The sequence below is a fragment of the Streptomyces sp. NPDC048483 genome (genome assembly GCF_040651455.1).
GTDB lineage: Bacteria > Actinomycetota > Actinomycetes > Streptomycetales > Streptomycetaceae > Streptomyces.
The window spans coordinates 1-1,444 of record NZ_JBEZJZ010000258.1 but is presented as its reverse complement, the minus strand read 5'-3'; the positions used below and the strand labels follow the sequence as shown (position 1 = coordinate 1,444).

The window sequence follows — 1,444 nt, the reverse complement described above, 5'->3', positions numbered from 1 at the left end:
TTCAGTGGTCCCTACCTTGTTGATCGGGATGAGCGAGCCATTCGTAGGGTTGGCTCACCCAGGGGTGTCGGGTGTGGCTTTCAGTGGTCTGCCGTCCGTGGCTTCCTACGATTCGCCGCCCGACACCCCCGACGACTCGGCTGCTGATTAGGAATCGCGATCCGATCGCTGAGTAGGGACTCGCCAGCGAGGTCGTCTGTGGTGCAGGTAAGCAAACGACCCGTGGAGAGCGCGTGACAGTGATCTGGGCCGGCATCGACGCCGGCAGGACCCATCACCACTGCGTGGTGATCGACGACACCGGCAAGCGGCTGCTGTCGCGGCGAGTGGCCAACGACGAGGCGGAACTGCTGAAGCTCCTGGCCGATGTCCTCGCCCTGGGCGACGAGGTCACCTGGGGCATCGACCTGGCCGACGGCGGCGCCGCCCTCCTGATCGATCTGCTTCTCAACCACGGCCAGCACACGCTCTACATCCCCGGCCGAGCTGTCAGCCGAGCCTCCGAGGGCTACCGGGGCGAAGGCAAGACCGATGCCAAGGACGCCGCGATCATCGCCGACCAGGCCCGGATCCGCCGGGACCTGCATCCCCTGCGGCCTGGCGAGGAACTGATCGCCGAGATCAAGGTCCTCACCGGTCATCGCCGCGACCTCACCGATGACCGCACTCGCGTGATCAACCGGCTCCACAACCACCTCACCAGCATCTTTCCTGCTCTGGACCGGGCGCTGGATCTCACGAACACCGGCCCGTTGATCCTGCTGACGGGCTACCAGACCCCAGCCGCCATCCGCAGGATCGGCGTCCGGAGGCTGGAGACCTGGCTGCGTAACCGCAAGGTCCGCAGTGCTGCCCAGCTCGCCGAGACGGCCCTGGCGGCTGCCGAGAGCCAGCACACCAGCGTGGCCGGGGAGAAGCCGACGGCCCAGCTCGTGCACACGCTCGCCAGGGAGGTGATGCGCCTCAACGAGCAGATCACCGAGACGGACAAGCTCATCGAGGCCCGGTTTCGCGAGCACAAACACGCTGAGGTGATCGCGAGCATGCCCGGCATCGGGCCCCTGCTCGGTGCCGAGTTCCTCGCCGCCACCGGCGGCGACATGACGGCCTTCGACAGCCCGGACCGCCTCGCCGGGTTTGCCGGCGTCGCCCCGGCCCCTCGCGACTCCGGCAAGATCAGCGGCAATCTCCACCGACCCAGACGTTACAGCCGACGTCTTCAGCGCGTCTTCTACACCTCCGCGCTGATCAGCATTCGTTGCTGCGAGGAATCCCGCCGCTTCTACGACCGCAAACGTGCTGAGGGCAAGCGGCACACCCAGGCCGTCCTCGCACTCGCGCGCCGCCGAGTCAACGTCCTGTGGGCCCTGTTGCGCGACGGACGGTGCTACGAACCCATACCTCCTGTCACGAACGCCGCTTGACAAAAAGATTAGGAATCGTA

General features: G+C 66.5%; 1 protein-coding gene. It reads left to right on the top strand.

Annotation, left to right across the window (positions count from 1 at the left end; genetic code table 11):
- Positions 1–233 precede the first annotated feature (233 nt).
- On the top strand, positions 234–1,424 hold the full coding sequence (locus tag AB0D04_RS42675; protein ID WP_362712880.1) for an IS110 family transposase: 1,191 nt from the start codon (positions 234–236) through the stop codon (positions 1,422–1,424).
- The last annotated feature ends 20 nt before the right edge of the window (positions 1,425–1,444 follow it).